Source organism: Waterburya sp. (genome assembly GCF_058530065.1).
In genome coordinates this window covers 1-16,886 of record NZ_JBZNBU010000070.1, presented here as the reverse complement: position 1 = coordinate 16,886, position 16,886 = coordinate 1, and the positions used below count along the sequence as shown (strand labels likewise).

General features: G+C 39.0%; 15 protein-coding genes. 2 read left to right on the top strand and 13 right to left on the bottom strand.

Going from position 1 to position 16,886, the window contains the following annotated elements; translation table 11 throughout:
* The 7 genes from arsH to AC33VI_RS04675 form a co-directional block, all read right to left on the bottom strand.
* The coding region (arsH, locus tag AC33VI_RS04705) for an arsenical resistance protein ArsH (protein WP_491781112.1) at positions 1-546 on the bottom strand (546 nt) is incomplete at its 3' end.
* Positions 547-572: 26 nt separating this feature from the next.
* A complete protein-coding gene (locus AC33VI_RS04700) occupies positions 573-1,001 on the bottom strand; it encodes an ArsI/CadI family heavy metal resistance metalloenzyme (protein WP_491781111.1) in 429 nt (142 codons plus the stop codon).
* A 42-nt stretch (positions 1,002-1,043) separates the two neighbouring features.
* Positions 1,044-2,198: an ACR3 family arsenite efflux transporter gene (arsB, locus tag AC33VI_RS04695; RefSeq protein ID WP_491781110.1), complete on the bottom strand. Its 1,155-nt coding sequence runs from the start codon at positions 2,196-2,198 to the stop codon at positions 1,044-1,046.
* A 24-nt stretch (positions 2,199-2,222) separates the two neighbouring features.
* The gene (locus AC33VI_RS04690) at positions 2,223-3,248 is read right to left on the bottom strand and encodes a PstS family phosphate ABC transporter substrate-binding protein (protein ID WP_491781109.1); all 1,026 of its coding nucleotides are present in this window, start codon (positions 3,246-3,248) and stop codon (positions 2,223-2,225) included.
* A 166-nt stretch (positions 3,249-3,414) separates the two neighbouring features.
* Positions 3,415-3,735 carry an ArsR/SmtB family transcription factor gene (locus AC33VI_RS04685; protein WP_491781108.1) on the bottom strand — a complete coding sequence of 107 codons (321 nt, stop codon included), beginning with the start codon at positions 3,733-3,735 and terminating at the stop codon, positions 3,415-3,417.
* 96 nt (positions 3,736-3,831) lie between these two features.
* On the bottom strand, positions 3,832-4,242 hold the full coding sequence (locus tag AC33VI_RS04680; RefSeq protein ID WP_491781107.1) for a helix-turn-helix domain-containing protein: 411 nt from the start codon (positions 4,240-4,242) through the stop codon (positions 3,832-3,834).
* A 383-nt stretch (positions 4,243-4,625) separates the two neighbouring features.
* Complete coding sequence (locus tag AC33VI_RS04675; RefSeq protein ID WP_491781106.1) at positions 4,626-5,846, bottom strand: serine hydrolase; 1,221 nt, start codon at positions 5,844-5,846, stop codon at positions 4,626-4,628.
* A gap of 178 nt (positions 5,847-6,024) precedes the next feature.
* Here AC33VI_RS04675 and AC33VI_RS04670 point away from each other — a divergent pair, with 178 nt between their 5' ends.
* Together AC33VI_RS04670 and AC33VI_RS04665 are read left to right on the top strand one after the other, a co-directional pair.
* Entirely contained in the window at positions 6,025-7,527 is a 1,503-nt protein-coding gene (locus tag AC33VI_RS04670; protein WP_491781105.1) for a hypothetical protein, read from the top strand.
* A 205-nt stretch (positions 7,528-7,732) separates the two neighbouring features.
* Positions 7,733-9,451, top strand: a complete 1,719-nt coding sequence (locus AC33VI_RS04665; protein ID WP_491781104.1) for a helicase HerA domain-containing protein — start codon at positions 7,733-7,735, stop codon at positions 9,449-9,451.
* Positions 9,452-9,693: 242 nt separating this feature from the next.
* Here AC33VI_RS04665 and AC33VI_RS04660 read toward each other — a convergent pair whose 3' ends face one another.
* The 6 genes from AC33VI_RS04660 to devC all read right to left on the bottom strand — a co-directional run bounded on the left by AC33VI_RS04660 (position 9,694) and on the right by devC (position 16,798).
* Entirely contained in the window at positions 9,694-10,296 is a 603-nt protein-coding gene (locus AC33VI_RS04660; protein ID WP_491781103.1) for a peroxiredoxin, read from the bottom strand.
* 195 nt (positions 10,297-10,491) lie between these two features.
* Complete coding sequence (locus AC33VI_RS04655; RefSeq protein ID WP_491781102.1) at positions 10,492-11,220, bottom strand: DevA family ABC transporter ATP-binding protein; 729 nt, start codon at positions 11,218-11,220, stop codon at positions 10,492-10,494.
* A gap of 59 nt (positions 11,221-11,279) precedes the next feature.
* A complete protein-coding gene (locus AC33VI_RS04650; protein WP_491781101.1) occupies positions 11,280-13,397 on the bottom strand; it encodes an EAL domain-containing response regulator in 2,118 nt (705 codons plus the stop codon).
* Between the two features lie 3 nt (positions 13,398-13,400).
* Complete coding sequence (locus AC33VI_RS04645; RefSeq protein ID WP_491781100.1) at positions 13,401-13,790, bottom strand: response regulator; 390 nt, start codon at positions 13,788-13,790, stop codon at positions 13,401-13,403.
* Positions 13,791-13,804: 14 nt separating this feature from the next.
* The gene (locus AC33VI_RS04640) at positions 13,805-15,466 is read right to left on the bottom strand and encodes a sensor histidine kinase (protein ID WP_491781099.1); all 1,662 of its coding nucleotides are present in this window, start codon (positions 15,464-15,466) and stop codon (positions 13,805-13,807) included.
* A gap of 183 nt (positions 15,467-15,649) precedes the next feature.
* Complete coding sequence (gene devC, locus AC33VI_RS04635; protein WP_491781098.1) at positions 15,650-16,798, bottom strand: ABC transporter permease DevC; 1,149 nt, start codon at positions 16,796-16,798, stop codon at positions 15,650-15,652.
* Positions 16,799-16,886 lie beyond the last annotated feature (88 nt).

Sequence of the window (16,886 nt, the reverse complement as noted above, 5' to 3'; positions counted from 1 at the left end):
CAAGGTAAATTTATACAGTTCCTCCATCACGTCTACTACTCTGTCTCGATAGGGAGAATTTTTCATCGTCCCATCTTCATGGAACTCTTGATAGGCTTTGGCTACCGAAGATTGATTGGGAATGGTAAACATCCGCATCCACCGCCCCAGTATCCGCAGAGTGTTAACTGCATTAAACGATTGCGAACCACCGCTAACCTGCATCACTGCCAGTGTTTTACCTTGGGTTGGACGTACCGAACCAATAGTTAATCGTATCCAGTCGATTTGATTTTTAAGAATGCCCGTCACATTGCCGTGCATTTCGGGAGAAGACCACACCTGACCTTCCGACCACTGACTTAGTTCTCTTAACTCCTGCACTTTGGGATGGGTTTCTTCAACCTGTCCCCGTAAAGGTAGTTCGTGGGGATGAAAGAATTTAACTTCTGCACCCAGATCGCTAATGATGCGGGCTGCTTCTTCTGCTAACAGGCGACTGTAAGAACGCTCTCTTAACGAGCCATACAAAAATAGAATTCTCGGTGGATGGTCGAAATTGGTCATTCTGAATTTACAAAAATACGTTTAATTTATTTAACTACAACAAGGTTGTGCGTAATTTGGCGATTAGTTTCGGGGGTAGTATCTGCCACCTTAACCACAAATACTTCCCATCTCGTACCGTCAGGGTCAGCGACCCAAACTTTATCCTGTAGGGCATAGCAGCAGTCTCGATCCTTCTCTTCAAAAGTTGCTAATCCTATCTGTTGAAAACGAGCGATCGCATCTCTGACTTCTGCGGAACTTTCTACCTGTATCCCCAAGTGGGATAATGTTCCTCCAGAATTTACAATAGAACTCGCTTCTAAAGTAAGGTTAAGGGGTGGATTGTCCGAATCAAACTTGGCATAGTCAGTTTTGTATTTAACAGGCTTAAGTCCTAACATTGCCTGATAGAAAGTTACCGACCGTTCTAGATTGCTAACTTTTAAAGATACATGAGCTTTCAGGGCAGTCATAAGGATACCTCCAGTAAATAACAATTACTCAAAAGGGATTATTTATCTATAGGGACTTACACAACGAGGGTCGAGTAAGGTCGCCTTTTCGGGATGTCGGGGAAACCAATTAGCAGTACGCTTACAAAATTCCACCAACATCAGCATTACTGGTACTTCAATCAGTACACCAACTACTGTTGCTAAAGCTGCACCTGAGTTTAAACCAAATAAAATTACGGCAGTGGCGATCGCTACTTCAAAATGGTTACTCGCACCAATTAAGGCTGCGGGGGCTGCATCTTCGTAATCTAGTCCCAGTTTTAAACCTGCAACATAAGTAATTAAAAAGATTAAGTTGGTTTGTAAAAATAGAGGGACGGCAATTAATAAGATATGCAGGGGATTATTGACGATTAATTCTCCTTTGAAGGCAAACAAGAGAATCAAGGTTAATAGCAAAGCCAGAATCGCTACTGGAGAAAGATAATGCAAGAATTTATCTTCAAACCAACGTCTACCCTTATTGTGGAGAATCCAATAACGGCTGAGGACTCCCGCCAAAAGTGGCAAACCAACATAGATTAAAACCGACAATATTATAGTTTCCCAGGGTACGGTGAGATTATTAGCTGAAAGCAACCATTTACCCAAGGGTGCATAGAGAAACAACATCGCCAAGGAATTTACCGCTACCATCACCAAAGTATGCCCTTGGTTACTATAGGAGAGATAGCCCCACATCAAGACCATTGCCGTACAGGGAGCAATGCCCAGTAAAATAGCTCCTGCAATATAAGAATTAGCCAGAGTAACCTCTACCCCTCTGATTAACTCTGTTTCAGTTAGAAAAGACTGAAATAACCAACCCAAGAAAAACTGAGCAAACGCTACCATTGTAAATGGCTTGATTAGCCAGTTAATTACTAGGGTTAACAAAACTGGTTTGGGAGATTTTGCTGCCTTTTTTGCCTGAGAAAAGTCAATCTTAACCATGATGGGGTACATCATGAAAAACAAGCAAATCGCAATAGGAATCGAAACGTTATAAACGCTCATCGAATCCAGGGTTTGAGCAACATTAGGAAATAGCTTCCCTAAAGCAATTCCCGCAGCAATACAGAGAGCTACCCATACAGTCAGGTATTTCTCAAATAAGTTTAATTGACCGCCAGCTTGAACGGCTTTGGCATTGATTGGTTGATTTTCTGGATTCATAGCATTGCTTACTTAACAATTAAATTAATATCGAGCCTGTTTGCGTAACAGTTCGGGTATAGTGACATTAAACTGAGATTGACCGTCAAAAACAGTTCCTACTTCTCCTCGATAAAAAGTTACTTCGTTAATTTGATAAGCTTCTTCGGGTAAAGGAACATACCCAACTTCGCTAATCACATTAGGAGCATTTTCTAAATAGAATTCGGTAAATCTCACTAAAGCATCATTTTCTCTAGCAGCAGCAGCATTAACGTAGACAAATAATGGACGGGCTAAAGGTTGATATTGCGCTTGCTCGACTGTTTCTACTGAAGGTAAAACTGCTCCTTCACCACTATCAACGGCGATCGCTTTCATGTCATTGGCTTTTTGCTCGTAGTAAGATAAGCCAAAGTAACCAAGGGCGTTGGGGTCTTGACTCACTCCTGCTACTAGAACATCATCATCTTCACTCTCGGTAACGTCGCTACGACTAGCCCCTGCTTCGCCGACGATGGCTTCCGTAAAATAATCAAAAGTCCCCGAATCTTCGCCAGGAGCATAGAGATTAAGCGGGCGATCGGGAAAACTCGGTCTGACCTGATTCCAATTGGTAATTTTACCTTCAGCATCGGGCGACCAAATCATGGCTAATTCTTCAGTGGTAAGGGTATCGACCCAATCGTTAGCTGGATTGACAACCACAGTTAGGGCATCAAAGGCTACGGGTAGCTCTATATATGCCACCCCCGCTTCTTTACAGGCTTCCATCTCGTCAACCTGAATTGGACGGGAAGCATTGTTAATCTGGGTTTCTCCACTACAGAATTTGTCAAAACCACCGCCCGTACCAGAAAATTCAATCTCAATATTTACGGGTTTCTTTGCACTAGCCCGATAGTCTTCAACTATTTTTTTGGTAATGGGATACACGGTACTAGATCCATCTATTGCGATCGATGGTGTCTCTTGAGCAAATAGGGGAGTTGAAATAGCAGCTAATGCCGTACTCAATCCTATTGCTAAAGCTTGGAGAGACTTTAAAGGTGTTTTATCTCGAACATTCATATCTATCTACTCCACTAATAAAAATTGAAGGAGTAGTTTTATCATACATCAAATAAACTTGATGTATCAAAAAATATTGATATGTCTGCCAGGTGCGATCTGTTTATATTGTTTATATTGGAATTAGAACAGATTGATGTTTGTCTACTCGATAAAAAGGCAAAATTTACTTACAGCTTCTTGCTGGTAAAATATCGTCTAAACGTCGATATTCAGCCAAATATTGCTCTAAAGCAACGAATTGAGGCAAGTTGAGACTATAGTACATCCAACGACCCTGTTGGCGAGAACGAATCAAGTTAGCTTCTTTGAGGTTCTTAAGATGGAAAGATAGCTTGGATTGACTCACTTCAAGTTGTTCGCATAGTTCGCAGACGCACAACTCTTGAGAACGCAGGAGTTCAATGATTTGAATCCTTAGAGGGTCGGAGAGTGCGCGGAAACCAGCCCAGATGTGAGTAGAGTTTTGATTGATAACTTGTTGCATCAAATTTTATTGATATGTTTCTTTCTATATTAAGAGATTTTGATTATAGTTGCGCCAGTTACTATAACTATAGTAGAGGTTCAAATGAATCAGAATTCAAGACGAGTGCTTTCCATAGGGACTAATTTCCACACCCCGAAACCGCAAATATTTATAGAGTGTAGCTTTAGAGATACTCAAGCTCTTGGCAATTTCGTTCACTGGCACTCCTTCTGAATAATAAGACTCAGCAATTCTTGCTTTTTTTATAATGCCGTCTCGTCGAATACGTCTTGTATCTCTAATAGTCAGCAGTAGCAGATCTAGTTTTTCGATTGATTCTGGCAGTTGTGGGAGAAATCCCCCTTTATTGCAGCGTTTTTGTGGAGCTTCAGAAGTTTGGCTGTGTTCTGTTTGATGATATTGCAGTAAAAAGCTTTCAAATTCTCGTTCGAGTTGATTAAAATCTAGAACTGGATTGGGTGATTTATGTCCTGGTGGTGCATAGCCTGGTAATTTGGCTAACAATAGTTGATTAACTGTTCTGAAGAATCTCTCAAGTTTTGCGACAGCCTAACTCAATTATTTTACAGCAGTTATTTTGTATTGCGCCAAATAATCCTGAAGATTTTACGCCATTTAATTCTGAAAGTTACAATATAAATCTAGAGAAATATTTTTAAACACAGGAGATTTGGTCAATTATCAGCAAGTTGAGAAAATGCTCAACCGAAGAAGAACTATTGTAGTACCCAGCAGTGAGTACAGTCGTTTCATGAAACGACTGTACGGGTAGGGGCGATTCGCGAATCGCCTGTACGGGAGTAGGGAGTAGGGAGTAGTGAGTTCATACAACTAACAACTATCAACTATCAACTATCAACAAAAACCGAAGCCTTGACTGCTATAAATCATTCCTTAAAATATTGATAAGCCACTCCAGAAGCTTGTTGAATAAACTCTCGAGCTTCATAGGCATTATCGGGGCGTTGGACTAAAATCGAGGCGATATAGCGTTTGCCATTGGGCATATCGATCGTGCCGACATCGGCTAATACAGACTTAATATTTCCTGTTTTGTGAGCGATTAACGCATTAGTTTCCAATCCTTGAGGGAGAAGGGTGTCATTTTCTACATTACTCATAATATGTAGCAAGCGATCGCGGGATCGCAAGGAAATCAGTTCTCCGCGATCGATCTTCAAGAGTAGATTGCCCAAATCTTTAGCACTGGTAGTATTAGTTCCTGTCAAGTCTGGTAAGGGATTGCGTAACTTGGTTTTGGTTAATCCCATAGTCAGAAAACGACGATTTAAGACCTCTATTCCTCCCAGGCGATCGATTAGCATATTGGTAGCAGTATTATCGCTGATCGCAATCATTTTGGTAGCAGTTTCTAAAGCCGAATATTTGCTTCCTGGTGGGGAATGCTGCATATCTCCAGATCCCCCTGCGATCAACTCTTTGGTCATAATTAGTTCTTCTTCTAGCTGAATTTTACCTTCGTCTACATCTTGGAAAAAAGCGACTAAAATGGGTAACTTAATCGTACTAGCGGAAGAAATTGCTTTTTGCCCCCCCACGCTGACATATCCCTTGGTATCGAGATCTACAAGAAAAACTTCAGGTTGCAAAGAAGGATATTTTTTAGCTAGAGCTTGTAGTTGAGATTTTAAGGGGTTTATTTCTTCTCCCAAAGAAGCAAAATTCAAAAGATACTCTAGTTTGGCTCGATTTTGGAGATTTTTAGGTTGGCTTTTAGCTAAGGTTTTTTCCTGAGCAGGAATTTGAGTCGAAACAGAATCGGCAATTGAGATGGTCGTGCCTAAAATAGTGCTGAGTCCAACAATAATCGTGATTGCACAGATAACAATAAATAAAGGATGCTTGGGTTTAGTTGCTTTATTCGTAACATTCCTGAGTTTAACTTCTGGTTTAAATTGAGGATTCTTTTGGCGAATACTTTCCAGTACAGATTTTCGACTATGAGATTTAGCTACTTTTTTCGATTTAGAGAGACTTTGATTTTTGAGCTTAAATAAACTGCGTTTCTTCCCCGAAGTAGGGGTTTTACGACTGGTTTGATTTTTCTTAGTTGTTTTGAGGGGGGATGGCTTTCCTTTTTGCTTCACTCCATACTCCTTTGGCGATCGAGTATTAATAATCAACGGCAATCAATAGTATGTAATCTTGGGGACTAGAATTACAGCGATAGAATTACTGATTTTTTGACTGTGGAGATAAAAGTTTAAAATAATCTAGTCAATTAGATTGGTAGTAAATTATTCCGTGCCTAATAGTAAAAGATCGGTGATAGAAATAATTCTTAGTGCGATCGCCATAGTCATATTATTGTCTATTTTTCTCAAAGCAATCATCGATATAGACACAAATTATGATGTTGGCTGGTATCATTTACCCTTTGCTGCCAGAATTTGGGGAATTATTCCTGAAAATGAATATCTTTCAGAGAATTTAATCGAACATCGTTATGATGGTTTTCCCTTATTGGCGCATTTTTTCCAAGGTATGTTGTGGAAAATTACGGGAAGGATTCAAGCTACCAATCTTGTTGGCTATTTTAGTTTGCTAATTTATTTTTTATTCCTCAAAAAATATTTTCAAGTCCCTCTATATCTCTCCGTAATTGCTATTTTTACTATTCCTACGGTGCTGACTCATTCTGCCACTAGTTTTGTGGATCTGCCAGGGAATGTAGCCGTATCCATTTCAATGATGATGGTTTACTTCCTGTTCAAACAGTCTCAACTACCCAGCAAACAAACATTACTAATTCTTGTCTTGAGTGCAGCAGCAGCAGCAAATACCAAACCCCAATTGCAACCTTTGGTATTTTTAATTTATTGGGTTGCAGCAATCAGATTAGGTTGGCTTTATTTTAAGTTTGTCGATCGCTCTAGACGCAAATTAGGACGGATTGTTCCTTGGGCGATTTTAGCTTCTGTCTTAATTTTTGCTACTCCAATTAAAAATGTCGCTTTGTATGGCAATCCTTTCTACCCGATCAGAATAGAAGTTGCAGGCATTGTTCTCAATCATCAATTAACCCCAGATACCTATAGCGAAGGCAATCGACCTCAAAAGTGGTTGCAGTCCATCTTAGAAATTAAAACTCCAGACTGGACGGCGGATCAATGGAATGGAGGCGACGAAACTTTGCTCGACCGAGGTGGTGGTTTTTTTGGGGCTTATGTAGTCTTCAATTTTTTATTATTAGTCGGTTTAACTATTCTGGAAAGACTGCCAAACAAACAGTTAAGAGATTCCCAGACTACCCCAGCGAAGACGGCTTTCATCCTAGTGTTGCTCATGTCTCTCGTCCCTGCTAACTTTCCCCAGTCCCATGAATTGCGATACTTTATGTTCTGGATGATTGTTCTAGTTTCTTTAAACTTACATTTAGTTTCTACTTGGGGAAAAACGACTCTTCAATGGTTGCAAGCAAAATATTTAGGCTTAGTCTGTCTGCTATTTTTTGTTGCCGTTGCCATCAAAATTCATAATTACTATCTATTACCATTTTTTAATAATTTTGAACCCTATCTTCAAGAAACTGTCAAAACCGAACTTCTCGAACAATTAACCCCTAACGATCGCACTTGTTTGATTGCCCGTCATGCTATTTCTGACCCCGAGAGCGTCCCTTTTGCCCAAGTTCATAATGTTTTTTACTATAGTTCTTACTTTCATCCCGAAATTAAACACCCCTACAGTATCAAAGTAGCGGTAGATCCTAGAGACTGTGGCGACCTAAAAATGATCCCTGCTAATGCTCCAGATTTTATCGAATAATGTTGAGGGTAATGGGTAACTAATCTTTAATCTAAATACTGATGCTCCCAAAATTCGATCTGCCTAATAATCAAAGAGTTGTTAAAATTAGCGGAATAAGCCCGAGTTAGTTCAAAAATATGAAAAATTACCTCTTTCTTGGGACTAAACATTTTCCAGCCAATTAAATTTCCTATCTCAACACCATACAGATAATCAACACCCTATGAACTCGCAAATTCCTCTAGGTTCAGTAATTCAAGGTTCTTTAACCAAAGGTTTAGAAATTAGATTGCACCCCGATATTTCGGTGGAAGATATGCGAGTCGGCAAGTTTTTAGTCGTGCAAGGGATCAGATCTCGTTTCTTTTGTTTGCTGACCGATGTAACTCTAGGCTGTTCGAGCGATCGCATTATTGCCAATCCTCCCCCAATTGAAGATACTTTTTTACGGGATGTTTTGGCGGGGAGTGGAACTTATGGCACGGTAGCATTATCCCCTATGTTGATGTTTACTCCCACTGCTACCAAAAGCGACTTTTCCAGTTTGCCTATCGATACTCCCAAGGATACTAGTTTGGCATCTCTACAAGCTCAAACCAGTACGGATCTGGAATTGTTACCAGTTAAAACTATTCCAGCCCATTTTAGCCAGGTATACGAAGCCACAGAACATGATTTCCGCAGCGTCTTTGGTTGGGAAGACGATCCCTATCGGCGTAATTTTTCTGTAGGTCAACCTTTAGATATGGATGTTCCCGTCTGTATCGATCTCGATCGCTTTGTGGAAAGAAGCAACGGTATTTTTGGTAAATCTGGTACGGGGAAATCTTTTTTAACCCGCCTGTTATTATCTGGGGTAATTCGCAAGGATGCAGCCGTCAACCTCATGTTCGATATGCACTCGGAATATGGTTGGGAAGCGATGAAAGAAGGCAAACAAGTAAGTACCGTTAAAGGTTTGCGCCAGCTATTTCCAGGGAAAGTAATCATGTATACCCTCGATCCTGAATCTACCAAACGTCGAGGAGTGCGGGATGCTCAAGAGCTTTTTCTCAGTTACGACCAAATCGAGATTGAAGACCTCAAGCTAGTCTCTTCGGAATTGGGTTTGTCAGAAGCAGCAATGGATAATGCCAATATTCTCTACAACGAATACGGTAAATCTTGGATTATGCGCTTGGTAAATATGACCAATGAAGATATCAAAATCTTTTGCGAAGCCAAACAAGGACACCAGGGTTCGATCTCTTCCCTACAACGTAAATTAATGCGCCTCGATACCCTCAAGTATATTCGCTCTGCTTGCCCCCATAACTATATCGATCGCCTAATTCAAGATTTGGATTCGGGTAAAAACGTCATCATTGAATTTGGCTCTCAGTCGAATATGCTTTCTTATATGCTGGCAACCAATATGATTACCCGTCGCATTCATGCTACCTATGTTAAAAAAGCCGATCGCTTTCTGCAAACTAAAAACCCTTTAGACAAACCCCGCCAGCTAGTAATTACCATTGAAGAAGCACACCGTTTCCTAGACTCTAGTATCGTCCATCAAACTATTTTCGGTACGATCGCCCGCGAAATGCGGAAGTATTTTGTTACTCTACTAGTGGTAGATCAGCGTCCTTCTGGTATTGATAATGAAGTAATGTCTCAAATCGGTACTAGGGTAACCTGCTTGCTCAACGACGAAAAAGATATCGATGCTATCTTCACGGGAGTATCTGGCGGTGCGAGTCTCAAGTCAGTTTTAGCCAAACTAGATTCCAAACAACAGGCTTTAATTTTAGGTCATGCCGTACCCATGCCTGTAGTAGTCCGTACCCGCGCCTACGACGCTCAATTCTATCAGGAAATCGGCTGTACTGATTGGGAAGATATGCCTAGTGAAGAAGTCTACGCAGCAGCAGAAGTAGCCAAAGCAGACTTAGGATTTTAAAGTAGTTTAGTTTTTAGTTCTTAGTTCTTAGTTTTTAAAGTTTAATTATGTGATCTACCCATGTGAAAAGCGCAGTAAAAGCCAGACAAGCCAGACAAGAAAAAGCAGCAGGAGCTTTATTATTTCTATTCCTAAATTGACTGATATAAGATAGCCCGCTAAAAAAAGGCAAATTGCGATCGCAACTTGCCTTTACCAAACAAAAAATAATTAATTTTAAATTTGAATCATCTTCGATAAAACTAGCTTACAGAAGAGAAATAAACTTTAGATTTAACAGGGTCGGGATTCATAGTTTTGTCTCCTTCTTCCCATCCCGCAGGACACACTTCATCGGGGTTATTTTGTACGTGCTGAATTGCTTTCAGGGTACGTAAAGTCTCATCAACGCTGCGACCAAAGGAAAGATTGTTGATCGTAGCGTGTTGAATTACGCCTTCTTTATCGATAATAAATAGTCCGCGCAAAGCAACACCAGCTTCGGGGTCTAGGACATTATAAGCATTGCTAATTTCTTTTTTGATATCAGAAATCAAAGGATAAGCAATATCACCAATACCGCCTTCTTTACGGTCTGTTTGCATCCAAGCTAGGTGAGAAAATTCACTATCTACGGATACGCCCAAAATTTCAGTATTTAGAGTTTTAAACTCTTCATAGCGATCGCTGAATGCGATAATTTCAGTAGGACAGACAAAAGTGAAGTCTAAAGGATAGAAAAATAGTACGGTATATTTACCGCGATAGTCAGACAGTTTGACAGTTTTAAATTCTTGATCGAAAACAGCAGTAGCTGTAAATTCGGGTGCTTCTTGCCCGACTCTCAAACATCCTTCACTGTTCATAATTAATTACAGTACTCCTTTAATAATCTGTATAGCCACCTAGCAGTATAACCAGTTGTTTTATTAATAATCAACTTACCAAACTTTTGCCTAACCTGCGATTTAGTAAGACTTTTAACCTCAACATTAATCGATCCCGAACCATAAAACATGGTTTCTTTAAGTAGTATTTGACTGGTTATATAGTATTAAGATCTACTGTTCTGTATCTAAAGTAATTTTGCCATCTTCCAATTCAATAATGCGATCGGCAACATCCAAAATGCGATCGTCGTGAGTCACGATTAAGATAGTACAGCCTTGTTCTCTAGCTAGCTGCTGCATCAATTCCACCACATCTCTGCCCGATTTACTATCCAAAGCTGCGGTAGGTTCGTCTGCAAGTACCATTTTAGGATGAGATACCAAAGCACGGGCGATCGCAACCCGCTGTTTTTGTCCCCCCGAAAGGTTTTGGGGATGATAGTTGATGTGTTCTTCCAAACCAACAGCAGACAGTAAAGAAATTGCTCTTTGCTCTATTTCTTGGCGTTTGATTCCATCGTGCAATTCCAAAGACATCTGTACGTTTTGTTTCGCAGTTAAAGATGCTAATAAATTGTGTGCCTGAAAAATATAACCAATATTTTTTCTAGTTTGAACTAGTTTGTTTTTTCTCGCTCCTACCAATTCTTCGCCAAAGACTGTTAAACTTCCCGACTGTGCCGATCGCAAGCCTCCCATTAATGTTAGAAGAGTGGTTTTCCCCGATCCTGAAGGTCCTTTTAAAATAATTACTTCTCCCGATTTTAGAGTTAAATTAATATCAAATAATATCTGTTTTCTTAATTTTCCTTCACCAAAAAAATGGCTAAGATTTTCAATGTTAACTACTGTATCGATAGATGGTTGGGGTTTACTTGGAATAGCTTGGGTTATATTCATTAGTTCAAATAATTATTTTTATTCAAATAAATATTGCGATCGCCAGTCAACATTATTGTCTAAAAGTCTACATCTAGAAGTAAATTAGTTGCGTCTACTACGTTTAATGGGGGACTAAAAAAATAACCCTGCATATAACCGCAGTTAAGTGTTTCTAATAGATTTTTAAGCTGTTTAGATTCCACTCCCTCAGCAACAATTTGTAAATTCAGACCTTTTCCCAAGGCAATAATAGCGTTAACTATAGCTAAGTTATCAGAATTGACGATTAAATCCATCGTGAAAGAGCGATCTATCTTAAGGGTATCAAAAGGAAAATCTCTCAGATAGCTTAGTGAAGAGTAGCCCGTGCCAAAATCATCCATAGATAGAGAAATTTCCATCCCATCAAGAGTTGATAGTATTTCCTTAGCTAAAGTCGTATTTCGCATCGTGGCGGTTTCGGTCATTTCCAACTCTAAACTTTGAGGAGCTAATTTAGTCGTTTGTAAAACTTGGTTAATAGTTCGTACTATATCGTGATTGTAAACTTGACGTGCTGATAAATTAACTGCAATTTTTAATGAGGTAAAACCCATTTTTTGCCAGGCTTTAGCCTGATTACAAGCAGTTTGTAGTACCCATTCTCCGATCGCAATTATCAAACCATTTTCTTCGGCAATGGGAATAAATAGATCGGGAGAAACTAAACCCAGTTGGGGATGTTGCCAACGAAGTAGAGCTTCCATTTTGATGATTTTGTTAGTTGCCACTTCAATGATGGGTTGATAATAAAGTGTAAATTCTTGGTTGGCTAAAGCATGATGCAAATCATTTTCTATGTTTAGCAGTTCGTGAGCTTGAGCATGGAAACTTAGGTTGTAGTGTTGATAATCATTACGACCTTTTTCTTTAACCCAATACAAAGCAGTATCAGCGTTTTTCAATAAACTATCAGCATCAGTACCATCTTCGGGAAAGACGGCAATTCCAATACTGCTAGTGATGTGTAGGTGATGTCCTGCTAAATTGAAACTGACTTTAAAAGTTTCTAAAATTCTTTGAGCGACTTCACTAACATCTTCTCGGTTACTGATTTCAGGCAATAATAGAGTAAATTCATCACCTCCCCAGCGAGAAATAATATCTTGTTCTCTAACACATTTTTTGAGTCGTTCGACTACGTTTTGCAGTAACAGATCTCCTATAGCATGACCCAAAGTATCATTAATAACTTTGAAGCGATCGAGATCTAAGAACATTACTGCCAACATTTTATGGTTACAGTCGGCTTGTCCTAAAACTCTAGTCAGTTCTCGATCGAAAAATGCTCGATTGGGTAAATTGGTTAAAGAGTCGTGAAAAGCTTGATGTTGAATTAATGCTTGAGCCTTTTTGTGTTGAGTAACATCTCGAAAACTCCAGACCTGACCAACTTGTTGCGTTTGCAGTTGTTGTGCTTGAAAATAACACTCTAAAATTCTGCCATTTTTTAGTTCCCAAAGATCGTAAGTGTTTTGAGCAAATTCGGTACGTCTTGCTTTTAAATTACTAGCATAGGGTTCGACAAGTTCTCTAATAATTAAATTAAAAACTTGTTCGTCATATCTTTTGAGGGTTACAGGTAGTTGCCAAATTTCGACAAATTTTTGATTGTAATTGACAACCTTACCTTCATTATCTAAAACTAAAATACCATCTGCCGTAGCATCCAAAGTAGCTTGTAGCAAAGAAATTAAGTTTTCTAATTGTTGATTAATCTCAATTAAAGTTTCACTTTGATTGGCTAGGTGAACTTCTTGTTGATAGAGTTTCAAAGCTTCTTTAACGGTCAAAATTAGATCGGTTTCATTCCAGGGTTTAGTCAGATAACGATAAAGAGCAGCAGCATTAACCAGATTTCCGATCGCATCTGCATCAGCTTGTCCTGTCAGCAGAATTTTTAAAGTTTGAGGATAGGATTTATGGAGTTTAATTAACAGTCGATCGCCTGTAATTGTGGGCATCATTTGATCGCAAATAATTACAGCAATATCAATTCCTTCTGCTTCTAATTCTGCACAAACAGCGATCGCTTCTACTCCATTATCAACTAATTCGATATCATAGTTCTTGCCCAGATTGCGTTTTAGCTGCTCTCCCAAACTATTTAAAATTACGGGATCGTCGTCAATACAGATAATTGCTGCTCTATTCATCAATTACTCCAAGGCTGAGGCGATCGCTTGACACAATTCTTGTTCTTGCCAAGGTTTGTAAAAACAAGCATAGAGATTGGCTTGTTGTTTCACTCGCTCGATCGCACTCTCATCTGCCTGTCCAGTCAGCATGATCGTCATCAGTTGAGGAAACTTTTGATGAACCTGAATTAAGAATTCATCTCCTTTTATTCCTGGCATCAACCAATCGGAGACAATAACTAAAATTTTGATTTCATCTTCTTGTAATTCTTCAATTACCTCCCAGGCTTCACTGGCACTTTCGGCTACTTCATAAATATAGCGATTGCCAAAACAACGCTTGAGTTGTTCTTTAAGACTTTCTAAAATGACTATTTCGTCGTCAACACAGAGTATTGCAGCACTATACATAATAATTTCTCTGATTAATTGTTAATTGGCAGCCAAACAATAAATTTAGTTTGCCCTGATTCGCTTTCAAGTTTAATGTTGCCCTGATGCTTTTCAATAATTTGATGAGAGATGTGTAAACCCAAGCCACTTCCTTCTCCCATTGGTTTGGTAGTAAAAAACGGCTCAAAGATTTTATCTTGCACATCTGGGGGAATGCCACTCCCAGAATCAGTGATTTCTACCATAACGCCGTTATCTTTTTGACTAGTAGCAATTTCAATTTTGCCTTGTTTTTCAATAGCCTGAATTCCATTGTGAATTAGATTAGTCCAGACTTGAATTAGTTCATCGGGGTAACATAAGATTTCGGGTACGGATTGATAATTGCGAACGATCTCGATATCTCTTTTAATCTGGTTGTGATAAATTTCTAATACTGTTTCTATGCCACTGGTTACCTGTATTAGTTGTTTTTCACCACTGCGATCTTGACGAGCATAGTTTTTAAGGGCAAAGACTACTTTAGAAGCCCTTTTGACTGACGCTAAAATGGTGCGGTTATTTCCTAGTAAACGGGTTAAATTATATGCCAGATCCAAAATCCAGTTAACTTCAGAGTGTTGTAGTAAGGGTAAATAAACCATAATCAACCGCTCAAATTCTGCCTCGCTATCAGAAAGTTCGGTTTCCTTTTTTCCGATAACGGCAATATCTATTAAGAGATCGGCTACGTTTCTGGCATTATCAATGTCCTGTTCCTTCAAGATATTAGTTAGCTTTCTTTTAAGAGGACGTTTTTCACCCGAAGTCAAAATAGGCTTACTTTTTAAGGAGTGAGTCAATAATTCAAAAAAGCTCTGTTGCTCGGTGGAGTTGAGATGTTGATTGAGTTGTGGCAGTTCTAATAAAGTTTCTTGTAAAGCCTTTGTGGTATTGTTGGCAGATGCTTGTATTGCACCCAGAGGAGTATTGATTTCGTGAGCAACTCCTGCAACTAGCTGTCCCAAGGCAGCCAGCTTTTCTTGTTGAATTAACTTTCCTTGAGTTTGCCGAAGTTTGGTTAGTGCCGTTGCTAACTCTTGATTTTTTTTCAAAGACTCTGTGTTAAACCGCCAAAATAGCCACCCTAAAGCTAAACCAGCGAACAATAGAGATAAACTAGTTCCCAAACTAGCTATGGTTCTGGCTTGTTGTTCTCGATCTGTATAAATATTTTCTAGATTGGCAATCTCTTCATATAGCTCGTCATAGAGTTCATCTATTTCTTCCGCGCTAATAAATACTAATTCCTCTGTTTCTTCCGCCGCAATTAACTCCAATACTCGATTTACTTCGGTGTTATAGCGATTGTAAAGAGTAAAAAAATTACTGAAGTATGGATCTTGCCGTTCTATTTGGCGAATTCGATCGAGTACGGTGTTGATATCTGCTTGGTTTTCTGCCAATTCCTCACTAACATTATCATCTAACTGTTTCTTGGCAATTGCTTCCCACTCTAAAGAATTAAGGCGACTTAATTGTTCTTTCATATTGAGCATAAGAATTTTGGTATTAGAACTTTGCTCTGCCCATTGGTTAACTTGAAAAATAGTAGTTGACGCGATCGCAGAAACTAATACCGATAGAATCAATATTGACCAATTCGGTAGGGATAATTGCCAATCTGATTGAGATTCATCAATATTTTTTTTCATCTAACTTACAATGGTAAAACCAGCTTAAATTCTTGGATTAGCTAGGATCTAAAGTAAATAAACCACCAGGGTTCAATAACTCAGAAGCCATTATTAATGTTCCCAAAACTATCGTAGAAATTACTTTATCGCTCGTTCAATGTAGATTTTACTATTAATTAATTAGACAGTTTTTACTAACTACTAAAAAATATCCGCTGGATCGGCTGCACTTAATTTCCTGACTGCCACGCTACCAGAAACGCAACACATAATAATAGTTAAAATCAATACCGTAGTCGCTCTACTGCCAGTCATAGCCAAAGGTAGGGCTGTCGCACCTGCTGCCAGGCTATACAATCCCGTCGCAATAAAATAACCAGGAAGAAAACCGAGTACGGCTAGAATTATTGCTTCTTGAAAAACTAAAACTACAAAATAAGAATCCTTATAACCCATTGCTTTGAGGGTGGCATATTCAGGTAAATGATTGGCCACATCGGTATAAAGAATTTGATAAACAATGACTATTCCTACTACAAAACCAATCGCCGTACCCAAACTAAAAATAAAGCCGATCGCCGTAGCATTTTGCCAGTAAGATATTTCTTCTTGAATAAACTCTTCGCGATCGAATATTTCCACATCTTGAGGTAATTTTGCTGTTAAAGTTACCTTTGCCTGTTCGATACTCGCCCCAGGTTTAAGATTAATAATCCCCACATCAATTAATCCTTTCTGGCGATCGGGAAAAATACGCAAAAAGTTAGTATCGCTGGTAATAATATTGCCGTCGGCAGCAAAAGAAGCACCCATAGTAAATAAACCTCTTACTGTTACTTTGCGTCCCGAAACTTCGGCTTTAACTGTACTATTTTCTGCTAACAAATCAGGAATTGCCCCAAACTCTGCCCTAGAGCGATCGTCAAATAAAACGACATCGGGCAGTTTAACCGAATCAATATTCTCTTTAATACCTGGAAAATTTACGGGGTTTTGAGCAGGATTAAAACCAATAGTTAAAATAGTTCTAGTATTGCGATCGACGGGATTTTTCCAAGAACCATAATTAAGATAAACAGGAACTACCGACTCTACATCATCAATCGCCGCAGATTCATACAAACGACGTTCGGAAAAAGGCTCTGTAAAGCCTAAAGCATCGGATTGGGGACTCATTAAAAAAATGTCTCCTTTTAGTGCTTTGTGAAAAGTAACGCTACTATCAAACAATGCTGCTTGAAATCCTAATTGAATAAACATTAACATATCAGCAAAACCAATACCTGCCAAAGCAATTAATAAGCGAGCTTTTTCGTGAGTTAACTGTAACCAAGAGAGGGGAGTTTTCATTTTTTGGTTAATTGTTGATTATTGATTGTTAATTGTTGATTGCTAATTGCAAAGCGTAGCTACTTATTACTTATTACTTATTACTTAT

Excerpts from the sequence above, each read along its gene's own strand:
- AC33VI_RS04700 (WP_491781111.1), bottom strand. The coding sequence starts at position 1,001 with ATGACTGCCCTGAAAGCTCATGTATCTTTAAAAGTTAGCAATCTAGAA.
- arsB (WP_491781110.1), bottom strand. The coding sequence starts at position 2,198 with ATGAATCCAGAAAATCAACCAATCAATGCCAAAGCCGTTCAAGCTGGC.
- AC33VI_RS04690 (WP_491781109.1), bottom strand. The coding sequence starts at position 3,248 with ATGAATGTTCGAGATAAAACACCTTTAAAGTCTCTCCAAGCTTTAGCA.
- AC33VI_RS04685 (WP_491781108.1), bottom strand. The coding sequence starts at position 3,735 with ATGCAACAAGTTATCAATCAAAACTCTACTCACATCTGGGCTGGTTTC.
- AC33VI_RS04665 (WP_491781104.1), top strand. The coding sequence starts at position 7,733 with ATGAACTCGCAAATTCCTCTAGGTTCAGTAATTCAAGGTTCTTTAACC.
- AC33VI_RS04660 (WP_491781103.1), bottom strand. The coding sequence starts at position 10,296 with ATGAACAGTGAAGGATGTTTGAGAGTCGGGCAAGAAGCACCCGAATTT.
- AC33VI_RS04655 (WP_491781102.1), bottom strand. The coding sequence starts at position 11,220 with ATGAATATAACCCAAGCTATTCCAAGTAAACCCCAACCATCTATCGAT.
- AC33VI_RS04650 (WP_491781101.1), bottom strand. The coding sequence starts at position 13,397 with ATGAATAGAGCAGCAATTATCTGTATTGACGACGATCCCGTAATTTTA.
- AC33VI_RS04645 (WP_491781100.1), bottom strand. The coding sequence starts at position 13,790 with ATGTATAGTGCTGCAATACTCTGTGTTGACGACGAAATAGTCATTTTA.
- AC33VI_RS04640 (WP_491781099.1), bottom strand. The coding sequence starts at position 15,466 with ATGAAAAAAAATATTGATGAATCTCAATCAGATTGGCAATTATCCCTA.
- devC (WP_491781098.1), bottom strand. The coding sequence starts at position 16,798 with ATGAAAACTCCCCTCTCTTGGTTACAGTTAACTCACGAAAAAGCTCGC.